Origin of the sequence: Amycolatopsis sp. NPDC059657 (genome assembly GCF_042734395.1) — a bacterium.
GTDB lineage: Bacteria > Actinomycetota > Actinomycetes > Mycobacteriales > Pseudonocardiaceae > Amycolatopsis.
Window position 1 is genome coordinate 11,739 of record NZ_JBHWEB010000146.1, and the last position, 10,147, is coordinate 21,885.

Annotated in this window: 12 protein-coding genes; 2 read left to right on the plus strand and 10 right to left on the minus strand. The window is 68.4% G+C overall.

Annotated elements, in window-relative coordinates; translation table 11 throughout:
• Positions 1-127: 127 nt before the first annotated feature.
• From ACFV15_RS42480 to ACFV15_RS42525, 10 genes are all read right to left on the minus strand, one after another.
• Positions 128-559, minus strand: a complete 432-nt coding sequence (locus ACFV15_RS42480; RefSeq protein WP_378358422.1) for an SRPBCC family protein — start codon at positions 557-559, stop codon at positions 128-130.
• Between the two features lie 42 nt (positions 560-601).
• Positions 602-1,105 (minus strand): hypothetical protein, encoded by a 504-nt coding sequence (locus ACFV15_RS42485; protein WP_378358424.1) that lies wholly within the window; start codon positions 1,103-1,105, stop codon positions 602-604.
• Between the two features lie 68 nt (positions 1,106-1,173).
• Positions 1,174-1,596, minus strand: coding sequence for a hypothetical protein (locus ACFV15_RS42490; protein ID WP_378358425.1), 423 nt, complete (start codon positions 1,594-1,596; stop codon positions 1,174-1,176).
• An 8-nt stretch (positions 1,597-1,604) separates the two neighbouring features.
• A complete protein-coding gene (locus tag ACFV15_RS42495) occupies positions 1,605-2,417 on the minus strand; it encodes an ABC transporter permease (RefSeq protein WP_378358426.1) in 813 nt (270 codons plus the stop codon).
• Positions 2,395-3,168, minus strand: coding sequence for a 2-aminoethylphosphonate ABC transporter permease subunit (locus tag ACFV15_RS42500; RefSeq protein ID WP_378358427.1), 774 nt, complete (start codon positions 3,166-3,168; stop codon positions 2,395-2,397). Before ACFV15_RS42500 ends, ACFV15_RS42495 begins: the two co-directional genes overlap by 23 nt.
• Positions 3,165-4,223, minus strand: a complete 1,059-nt coding sequence (locus ACFV15_RS42505; protein WP_378358429.1) for an ABC transporter ATP-binding protein — start codon at positions 4,221-4,223, stop codon at positions 3,165-3,167. Before ACFV15_RS42505 ends, ACFV15_RS42500 begins: the two co-directional genes overlap by 4 nt.
• Entirely contained in the window at positions 4,220-5,176 is a 957-nt protein-coding gene (locus tag ACFV15_RS42510) for a 2-aminoethylphosphonate ABC transporter substrate-binding protein (protein WP_378358430.1), read from the minus strand. Before ACFV15_RS42510 ends, ACFV15_RS42505 begins: the two co-directional genes overlap by 4 nt.
• The gene (locus ACFV15_RS42515) at positions 5,173-5,808 is read right to left on the minus strand and encodes an HAD family hydrolase (protein ID WP_378358431.1); all 636 of its coding nucleotides are present in this window, start codon (positions 5,806-5,808) and stop codon (positions 5,173-5,175) included. Before ACFV15_RS42515 ends, ACFV15_RS42510 begins: the two co-directional genes overlap by 4 nt.
• On the minus strand, positions 5,805-6,908 hold the full coding sequence (locus tag ACFV15_RS42520; protein ID WP_378358435.1) for a TIGR03364 family FAD-dependent oxidoreductase: 1,104 nt from the start codon (positions 6,906-6,908) through the stop codon (positions 5,805-5,807). The genes ACFV15_RS42515 and ACFV15_RS42520 overlap by 4 nt, the downstream gene beginning before the upstream one ends.
• A 148-nt stretch (positions 6,909-7,056) precedes the next feature.
• On the minus strand, positions 7,057-7,812 hold the full coding sequence (locus ACFV15_RS42525) for a GntR family transcriptional regulator (RefSeq protein WP_378358432.1): 756 nt from the start codon (positions 7,810-7,812) through the stop codon (positions 7,057-7,059).
• Positions 7,813-7,841: 29 nt separating this feature from the next.
• Between ACFV15_RS42525 and ACFV15_RS42530 the strand changes: the two genes are divergently transcribed.
• Positions 7,842-9,059: an APC family permease gene (locus tag ACFV15_RS42530; RefSeq protein WP_378358433.1), complete on the plus strand. Its 1,218-nt coding sequence runs from the start codon at positions 7,842-7,844 to the stop codon at positions 9,057-9,059.
• A 240-nt stretch (positions 9,060-9,299) separates the two neighbouring features.
• A complete protein-coding gene (locus ACFV15_RS42535) occupies positions 9,300-10,046 on the plus strand; it encodes a S1 family peptidase (protein WP_378358436.1) in 747 nt (248 codons plus the stop codon).
• Positions 10,047-10,147 lie beyond the last annotated feature (101 nt).

Below are 10,147 nucleotides of genomic sequence, written 5' to 3' on the forward strand. Positions count from 1 at the left end.
CGAAATCGACTAAATGGGAATTCATTACTTCTATCCAACCTCGCAGCCTACGCTCAATATAAGCTGCCGATAATGGTAGTCGTGAGTGGTATGGCCGGTTAGAACCGGCCATACCACTCACGAGCCCTTAAGCGAAGCGTTGCTCCAGGCGGGCGAGAGTGCGTTCGATGCCCTCTTTGTTTTTGCGCGGGAACGGGCTCAAGCTGATGAGCAGCGGGGCCTTCGCGGTGGACCAGTCGAAGGTCTCGGTCACCTCGGTGCCGCCGTCGACAGGGCGGAGCTGCCAGCGCCAGCGGTGGCCGTTGAAGTGGCGCCACGCGATGAGGCGGTTCTCCTCGAATTCGACGACCGTGTTCTGGATTTTGTACGGCGCGCCCATTTTCATGTCCATGCCGAACTTCGCGCCGAGTTCGAGCCGCTCGGGGTTACCCGACCGCGCCGCCTGAACCGTTCCGGAACCGTCGAGTTCCGGATGTTTCGCCGGATCGGCGAGCAGCGCGAAGATCTGTTCCGGTGTGGTGGCGACCGTCTTGGTCACCGAGACCTGACGTTTTCCCATACCGGCAGTATGCCCGCATGCGACGCCGGGGCACTGTGACGGTCATCGCTTGCGCGGTGCCTCCTGGAGCACGACCGTCCGCTGGCCGAGCGGGGCGCTCAAGGTGGCCGTGACGACCGGGGTCCGGATGTCCATCGTGCACATCTGGTCGGTCTGCGCCTGCGTCTGCACCAGGTTGATCACCACGCGCTTGTCGTTCTGCTCTATCGGCGCCGCGCTGACATGGCCGCAGCCACCCTCTTGCGCACGGATGTTCAGCACGGTGCCGCCGTTGCTGACCGTCACCTCACGCGGGTAGTCCGCGGGCAGCTGGCTCGCGTCGATCTGCGCGGGCTGCAGGATCATGCTGTCCTCGGGCACCACCTGGGTCGGTTTGCCCGGTTTGACCGGCGGCGGCACCGGGAGATCCTTCGAGGAAGACGGCGGCGCCGAGGACGACGACGGTGGCGGGGCGAACGTCCCGTTGCCCGCGGCGGGCGAGACGGCGTTGTCCGCGGCCTGCCCGCACGCGGCCGTCGCGGCGAGGATCATCCCGATTCCGGCCATTTTCGCTAAGTACCTCATGGCACCAGGACGGTACGGGTCCGGCGCGGGGTTGCATCCGGGAGCCCGCATCACTTGGGCCGTTCCGCGGTCAGGACCAGCGTCCGCTGGCCCAGCGGCTTGTCGAGGGTGACCGTCAGCGTCACCTCGCGGATGTACATCGGGCACATCTCACCGGGGCGCGTGTCCAGCTTCACCAGCCGGACGGCGACGCGCTGCTCGGTCTGCTCGATGACGGTGGCGCGGAGCTTCTCGCAGCCGCCTTCCTCGGCCTTGATCAGCAGGTCGTTGCCCGCCGTTGTCACGTTCTTCGGATACTCCGGCGGCAACGCGGCCGCGTCGATCTGCGGTGTCGGTACCGGCCCGCTGACCGGGGCCGACGTGGTCGGCAGCGTCGGTCCCCCACCGGCGGCCGGTGGGACGGCTGTCATTTCATGGCCGGCACAGGCGGTCACCGCAACGAGGATCAGGCCCGTACCGATCAACTTCGTCATGTAGTGCCTCATACCCTCCGAGACGGAACGGACGCGCTCCGGGGTTGCACCAGCCCGACGATCACCAGCCCCAGCAGCGTGACCAGCAGTAACACCACCGTGCTCGCGGACGCGAGTAACACCTGCCCGCGATCGGTGAGCGCGAAGATGCTCGCCGGGAGCGTCCGCCAGTCGGGCGGGAACAGCATCATCGTCGCGCCGAGCTCGCCCATGGACATCGCGAGCGCGAGACTGGCCGAGGCCGCCATCGACGGCAGCAGCACCGGGATCCGCACCCGCAGCAGCACACGGGCCGGGCTCGCGCCGAGACTGGCCGCGGCCAGCGCGAGTTGCGGGTCGGCGCGGCGTACCGCCGCCGCCACCGTGCTGTACGAGAACGGCAGCAGGATCATCAAGTGTCCGATGAGGACGATCCACCTGGTCCCGTTGAGCAGCAACGGAGGCCTGCTGAACGCGACCAGCAGCGCGAGCCCGAGCACCACCGACGGGACCGCGATCGGCAGGTGGAACACGGGGTCCACCCAGCGCCGCAGCCACCGCGGCGCGTGCTCGGCGGCCAGTGCGGCCCAGGTGCCCAGCAGCACGGACACCGCCGAAGCGATCACGCCGGTCTGGACACTCACCGCCAGGCTCGCGAACGTCTCGCCCGACAACGCCTCCGTGTAGTGCACGCCGGTCAACGCGCTCGGCAGCACCTCGGTCCAGCGCCCGGCGAAGGACGCGAGCACGATCATCACCAGCGGCGCGAGGACGATCACGGTGAACACCAGGCCGAACACCGTCCACAGTAGAGCTTTGCTACGCGGATTCCACAGCAGCACGCCTGCCTCCCCAGTGATAGAGGGCGATCGAGAACACCACGTTGACCACCGCGAGCACGCACGCCTGCGGGAACTCGAAGGTGACGATCCCCTTGGTGTAGATGAGCATCGGCAGCGTCTGGACGTCCTTGGCGCCGATGAACAGCACGATGCCGAACTCGTTCATCGCCAGCAGCATCGTCAGGCAGGCGCCGGACACCAGCGACGGCCGCGCCTCGGGCAGGATCACCTGCCACAGCACCCGCCCCGGCTTGGCGCCGAGGCTCGCGGCCACCTCCGGCTGCGCGGCCGGGACCTGGCTGAACGCGGCGAGCGCGGGCCGCATCACGAACGGTGTGTAGAAGGTGATCTCGGCGAGCAGCACACCCCATTGCGAATACAGGAAGCCACCGGTGCCGAGCAGCCCCGCGCTGCCGTAGAGGAACGTGAACGCCAAGGCGATCAGGAACGAAGGGAACGCGAGCACGGTGTCGACCACTTTGGACAGTGCGCGCGCACCGGGGAACGGGACGAACGCGATGACCAGCGCCAGGAACGTGCCGAGCAGCACGCACCCGGCGGTCGCGCCCAGCGCGATCACGATCGTGCGCCAGGCGGCGTTGCGGAACTCCGCCGAGCCGAGCATGTCGGCCCAAGCCGACAGGCCGAAGCCCGCGTCGGTGGAGAGCGACTGCCAGACGATGAGCGCGAGCGGGTAGCAGAAGAACCCGAGCAGCACGATCAGCGGCGGCAGCAGCCAGCGGATGCTCACCCCGTACCTCCGACGGCGACGAGCGGGCACCCGTCCGGAATGGACACTCCGACCGTCTCGCCGACGGACGGCAGCCCGTCGACACTCGGCACCTCGGCGCGGACCGGGCACGGCTCGCCGCCGAGTTCGAGATCGAGGTCCAGCCGGAATCCGCTGCCACGCCACTGCACGCCACGCAGGCGGGCGGTGTACGCCCCGACGCCCGCGTGCACGCCGACCCGGTGCGGCCGCACGCCGAGCGCGACCGCCTGCCCGGCGCCGAACTCCCCCAGCGCGGTGAGCTCACGGCCGCCCAAGCGCACGGTGCCCGCCCGGATCACCTCGACCGGGATCAGGTTGGAGGCGCCTAGGAAAGCAGCGGTGAACTCAGTCGTCGGCCGGTGGTAGAGCTGGTCGCTCGGACCGGTTTCGACGAGCCGCGAGTCACGCATGACGGCGATCCGGTCGGCCAGCGCGAGCGCCTCGCTCTGATCGTGGGTGACGTAGACCAGTGTGGTGTCCGGCAGTTCGGCACGCAGCCGTAGCAACTCGGCGACCATGTCTTCGCGCAGTGTCGCGTCCAAAGCGGACAGTGGCTCGTCGAGCAGCAGCACATCGGGCCGGATGGCGAGCGCACGCGCGATGGCCACGCGCTGCTGCTGGCCGCCGGAAAGCTCACGCGGAAACCGCCTTGCGTAGCCTGCCATGCCGACGAGCGCGAGCACTTCGGACACTCGCGCGGCGATCTCCGCGCGAGGTGTCTTTCGCGCCTTGAGTCCGAACGCGACGTTGTCCTCGACCCGCATGTGCGGGAACAACGCGTAGCTCTGCACGACGACCCCGAGCCCGCGCAGATGCGGCGGCACGTCCGTGACGTCGCGGCCGTCCAGCAGCACCCGCCCGGCGCTCGGCCGGACGAACCCGGCGAGCGCCTTGAGCGCGGTCGACTTGCCGGAGCCGGACGGCCCGAGCAGGGCGAGCGTCTCGCCGCGTGCCACCGACAGGTCGAGCGGCGCCAGCGCGCACGTCTGTCCGTAGTGGACGGAGACGCCGCGGAACTCGACCGCGGCCGTCATCGCCCGACGGCCTTCTTGTACGCGTCGAGGTCGGTGTCGAGCTTGGCGAGCACCTTGTCCCAGTCCGGCTGCCAGATCTCGACACCCTGGAGCACGGCCTTGATCTTGTCGGCCTTGGGCCCGCTCACCGGGGTCTCGGCCTTCGCGGGCAGACCGTAGGCGTCGACCGCCTTGGCCTGGACGTCGGCGGAGAACAGGAAGCCGAGCAGCTTCTTGGCGTTGTCGGCGTGCGGGGCGTTCTTGACCAGCCCGGCGTAGTACGGGAGCGCGAGCGTCGACTTCTTGCCCTGCGCGTCGGCCGGGAAGAAGACCTCGAAGCCGCCGCTCTTGTCGATCTCGGCGAGGTTCATCTGGAGATCGCCGTTGGCCACCAGTATCTCCCCCTTGGCGGTCTTGGGCTGTAGCTTGCCGGTCGACGAGGAAGGGCCGACGTTGTTCGCCTCCAGCTTGCCGAGGTAGTCGAGCGCGCCCTGCTCACCGAAGACGTGCTGGAGTTCGAGCAGCACCGCGGTGCCGTCGCCCGCCTCGCCGGGCGTCGAGTACTGGACCTTGCCCTTGAGCTTCGGGTCGAGCAGGTCGTCCCAGGTCTTCGGCGAGGCGCCGGGGTTGTGGATGAAGCTCAGGTAGTTGTTCATCAGCACCGACGGCGCTTCGATCAGGCCTTGCCCGGCGACGCGCTGGATGAACGGCGGCAGGGTGACGAGAACGTCGGCCTGGGTGTTGGCTTTCTCCTTCTCGACGCGGGAAGCGACCTCACCGGAGCCGGCGGTGACGGCCTGCACGGTGATCCCGGTCTGCGTCTTGAACTCGGCGAAGCGCGCGGCGTACCAGTCTTCGAGACCATCCACTGTGTACAGGGTGACCGTCTTGTCACCGCTGGCCCCGCCCGCTGTACCACCGCACGCGGAGACGGCGGCCAGAAGACCGATCAGGGCAAGGACCTTAAGCTTCATGACACTCCTTTGAGGACGGCAGGGAGATCGCGAATGGAGTCGAGTACGTGGGTGGCTTGGGCTAGATCGGCGGGGGTCGCGGTTCCGGTGAGCACACCGGCGACCACGGAGGCACCGGCGCGCAGGCCGGTCAGCACGTCGGACGGGGTGTCACCGGCGACGGCGACGCGTCGCACGTCGGTGATCTCGAGCCGCAGCGCGGCGGCGAGCACGAGGTCGGGGAACGGGCGGCCGCGGACGCCTTCGCCCGGCGCGAGCGCGAGGTCGGCGAGGTCGTGCCAGCCGAGCGCGTCGAGGATCGCCTGCTGGGTGGCCGGGGAGAAGCCGGTGGTGAGCGCGACCTTGACGCCGTCATCACGCAGGGAGCGGATGACGTCTTCGGCGCCGGTGATCGGCTCACAGAGGTCGAGCAGTTCGGCGTACGCCTTCTCGAAGGCCAGATTCGCTTGCTGGGCGGCGGTTTCGTCGTTGAGGATGGCGCGGAAGACGGTGATCTTCGACTGCCCCATCGTCTCCATGACGTAATCGAGGTGCTCGTCGGAGCCCATCGCCTCGACGAACGCGCGCACGACGAGGCCGTCGTCGGCGACGGTCGTGCCCGCCATGTCGAGTACCACCAGTTCGGTGTTCATAGTCCGGCCTCCTCGGCGGTGTCTTCGGCAATGGCTGGGGAACAGGTCATGCCGCGCCCGCCGGGTCCGGTGATCAGCCAGGCGTTGTCGGCGATCCGTTCGCGGTGCGCGATCTTCGACGGGTCGAGCGCTTGGGCGTAGACACCGGCCCAGCGTCGTAAGATGCGCGGCAGCGGGCGCCCGAGCAGCGCGCTCGCGGTCTCGGCCAGATGGTCGTACGGGCTTTCCGTGACATCAAAGGAAAACGGCTCGTCGTACTCGTGTGTGTCGCCGATGGTGAGCGAGCCGTCGAGCCGCTGGACCATGAGCAGTTGCATCGCGTTGGCGGCGGCCACCTCGGTCTGCGGATGGGTGTTGAGCGCGTCGAGTGCGGGGCCACGGTAGGCCGGGTAGTAGCGGAAGCTGTCGGCGTCGGCGACGGTCGTGGTGAGTTTTTCGGGCAGTGGCTCGGTCTGCGCCATTTGCAACCGGACGCGGCGCACCGGCGGTTTCCCGGCAAGCTCGGCGACCAAGCCGCCGAGCCAGGCGCCCGTGCAGAACAGCACGAGGTCCGCACCATGTGCCTGGCCCTGATCGTCGCGGACGCCGCCGGCGGTCAGCTCGCGGACCTCACGGCCGGGCAGCCAGGTGTAGCGGCCACTGCTTTCGAGTGCGGCACGCAGCGCGGGCTGGGCGACGCGCGGTTCGACGGCGGCGTCCTTGTCACACCACAGCGCGCCGAGGAAGTCACCGCGCAGCGCGGGATTCAGCGCGCGCACCTCGTCGGCGTCGAGCAGCTTGAACCCGCGATCACCGTTCGCGGCCTCCTGCGCGACGGCGTACTCCGCCTCGGTGCGGACAACGGTCAGCGAGCCGTTGGCGCGGAAGCCGGCGCCCGGCACGCGGGTACCGATCTCCTCCCACAGCCGCCGCGCCCGCAACGCCGTCTCGTACTCGACGCCGGGAGCGCGCCCGCCGACCCACACCAGCCCGAAGTTGCGCACGGACGCGCCCCTCGCTTCGGGCTCGCGTTCGAGCTGGACCACTTCATGACCACGTCCGACGGCCTGCCAGGCGTGCATGGTGCCGAGCACGCCGCCGCCCACGATGAGAATTCGCACGCCGTGCACGCTCGCCGCCGAGCCCGAACGGACCATGGCCGCAGGGCGAACCCAGCGTGAACCCACCCGAAAGGTTCGAATGAGTTACCTGTCCGTTATCTCACCTGGGGTCGTGAGTGTTCAGACCGGTGAGAACCGGCCGCACCACTCACGACTCGACGCGGCCGAGGCGGGTCATGAAGCTGAGTCGGTCGCCGCGGAAGAGCGAGCGGACGCGTTCGAACGGCTTGCCGTCCGGTCCCCACGAGACGCGGTGCATGAGCAGCATCGGCAGCGCCGGGTTGGTGCCGATGAGCAGTGCCTCGCGCGGGGTCGCGAGCACGGTCTCGACCCGCTCCTCCGCCCCGTCGAAGACGACGCCGAGCTGATCGCGCAGGCAGGCGTAGAGCGACTGCTCGGGGTCGAAGACGTCCATGAGCGCCGGGAAGCGGGCCGACAGGAGGTAGGTGGACTCGAGGCCGACGCGCTCGGAGTCGGCGAGCAGGACGCGTTCGATATGGATGACCTCGGCGCCGGGTTCGGTCTTGAGCTCGTCGGCGAGCGCGGGGCCTGCCGGGTGGCGTTCGAGGGTGATCAGGTTGCGGCCGGGCTCGATGCCCTGGCGGCGGAGGCCTTCGGTGTAGCTGACGAGCGCGAGCGGCTGGACCAGCTTCGGGCCGGCGACGAACGTGCCGCTGCCCTGGCGGCGGCGGAGTTTGCCCTCCAGCACCAGCTCGCTGACCGCCTGGCGGACCGTCGCGCGGGACACCTCGAAGCGCTCGCACAATTCCCGCTCGGTGGGCAGCGCGGTGCCCTCGCCGAGTTCGGCGGTCATTTCGAGCAACTCGACCTTGACCGCGTAATAACGCGGGATACGGCCATGCTCGGGAATGCCGTCGCGGAACGGCCCACTCGGTGTTTGCACAGCTATCGAGCTTAGGCACAATGACGCGCATGCCCTCCCCCAGCCTGTCCAGGCGGCTCGGCACGCGTGACGCGGTGATCATCGGGCTGGGCTCGATGATCGGCGCCGGCGTGTTCGCGGCCTTCGCTCCCGCAGCTCACGCGGCCGGTTCCGGCTTGCTGATCGGGCTCGTGATCGCCGCTTTCGTCGCGTACTGCAACGCGACCTCGTCCGCGCGGCTGGCCGCGTTGTATCCGGCGTCGGGCGGAACCTATGTGTACGGCAGGGAAAGGCTGGGCGAATTCTGGGGTTACCTCGCCGGATGGGGCTTCATCGTCGGGAAGACGGCGAGTTGCGCGGCGATGGCGCTGACCGTGGCGACCTACTCCGGCTTCCGGTGGCCGAAGGCTTTCGCGATCGCGGCCGTGCTGGTGCTGACCGCCGTCAATTATCGTGGCGTGCAACGGTCGGCGCAGGCGACGCGAATCATTGTCGCCTGCACGCTGCTGGTGTTATCGCTCGCCGTTATCACCATGTTCTCCGGCCCATTCACGACACTGGAGCCTTTCCGCGGTTTACGGTTCGGCGGGGTGCTCGAATCGGCGGGATTGCTGTTCTTCGCGTTCGCGGGATATGCGCGAATCGCCACCCTCGGCGAAGAGGTCAAGGATCCCGCCAGGACGATCCCGCGCGCGATTCCGATCGCCTTGGGTATCGCCTTCGCCGTTTACGCGGTGCTCGCCGTCGTTTTGTTGTCACGGCTGGGACCCGACCGGCTCGCCGCCGCGCCGGATCCGATCGCGGCCGCGGTGGCGGGCACCTGGCTCACCCCGGTCGTCCGGGTGGGAGCGTGCGTCGCCGCGCTGGGTTCATTGCTGGCTTTGATTCTCGGTGTCTCGCGGACGACGCTGGCGATGGCTCGGGACGGACACTTGCCGAAGTCCCTCTCCGTGGTACATCCGAAGTTCGGCGTGCCGCATCGCGCGGAGGTCGCGGTCGGCTTGACCGTCGCGGTGCTCGTGTCGCTCGTGGACCTTCGCGGCGCGATCGGGTTCTCGTCCTTCGCGGTGCTGGTTTATTACGCGGTGGCGAACGCGAGCGCGCTGACGCTGCGCACACGACGGTTCGTCCCGGCGGCCGGCCTGCTCGGTTGCCTGGTCGTGGCGTTCAGCCTTCCGCTCACTTCAGTCCTTTTCGGTTGCGCTGTGTTCGTGATCGGGGCCGCCGTCTGGGCCATCCGGCGGCCCGCGCGCGAAACCCCTGCGTAACACGGGCCATAAGCCGCGCGGATAGCCTCGTCACCCGAACGTCGCAATCGGTGATTTCTCGTCCGAAAGATCCGAAGAAAGTCGGTTGTCCGGTGGTTGCCAACCTGCTTGAGTTTGTGTTGCCGCCGCAAATGCGCGCCCGTATCCATTGTGGACACCGGAAGGAATGATCCGTTGAGCAATAGGAAATGGTTCACCCTGCTCAAAAACACGGCCATCGCGGTCACCGCCGCCGCTACTATGTTCGGCCTCGCTTCCCCGGCTCTCGCGTCCCCCGCTTCCGAACCCCCGCAGACGAACGTCGTCGGCGGAACCCGTGCCGCCCAGGGTGAATTCCCGTGGATGGTCCGGCTGTCGATGGGCTGCGGCGCCGCGCTGTACTCACGGCAGATCGTCGTGACCGCGGCGCACTGTGTGTCCCGCACCGGCGCGAACACCTCGATCACCGCCACCTTCGGCGTGGTCGACCTGCAGAGCAGCGCGGCGGTGAAGATCAAGTCCACCTATGTGCACCGGTCACCGACGTACGACACGGCGACCGGCGGTGACTGGGCGCTGATCAAGCTGGCCAGCCCGGCGCCCGCGTCGATCCCGTTGCTCCCGCTCGCCGAGACGAAGGCGTTCGACAACGGCACGTTCGACATCATCGGCTGGGGCGCGGCCACCGAAGGCGGCGCGCAGCAGCGGTACCTGCTGAAGGCGAAGGTCAACTTCGTCACCGACGCCACCTGCAAGGCGGCGGGCGGCTCGTACAGCGACCTGATCGCCAGCGCGGAGATCTGCGCCGGCAACATCCCCAACGGCGGCATCGACACCTGCCAGGGTGACTCGGGCGGCCCGATGTTCCGCAAGGACAACGCGGGAGCGTGGGTCCAGGTCGGCATCGTCAGCTGGGGCGAGGGTTGCGCCCGCAAGGGCAAGCCCGGCGTCTACACCGAGGTGAGCACCTTCGCGGCCGCCATCAAGGCAGCCGCGGCCAAGCTCTAAAAGATAAAGACTCGTGAGCGTTGGGGGGGGGGGGGGGGGCGCCCCCCCCCCCCACCCAATTAATAAAGTTGAGACACAGCATGGGAAACCCCCCCACCAAC